The following is a 291-nucleotide window of genomic DNA, read 5'->3' on the forward strand; positions in this document are numbered from 1 at the left end:
TGGAAAGTGTGAATCGAACGAGTCGCACGGACTGCTAAATATGGTAAATAAATACGGAAATGCTTGGAAATTTTTCAGACGGCCTTTATAATAGCTCAATTTTACAGTCCGACCAACTGCGTTTGGGGATGTATGCAGTTTTTTACTTAATCTAAAACTTGAAAGAACGGATATATTATGAATCAAGCAGTGGCTCAATTTGCCCATTTAGTGCTGATCATGGTGGTGTTCTACTTCCTGATTATGCGTACTCAACAAAAGAAATTCAAAGCGCACCAAGCGATGTTGGCC

General features: G+C 39.5%; 1 protein-coding gene. It reads left to right on the top strand.

What is annotated here, in order from left to right; translation table 11 throughout:
* Positions 1-177 precede the first annotated feature (177 nt).
* Positions 178-291 (top strand): preprotein translocase subunit YajC (locus ACTHS4_RS11840; protein ID WP_440365982.1); only part of this gene is annotated, 114 nt, incomplete at its 3' end.

The sequence above is a fragment of the Neisseria sp. P0014.S009 genome (assembly GCF_051958155.1).
Taxonomy (GTDB): domain Bacteria; phylum Pseudomonadota; class Gammaproteobacteria; order Burkholderiales; family Neisseriaceae; genus Neisseria; species Neisseria flavescens_C.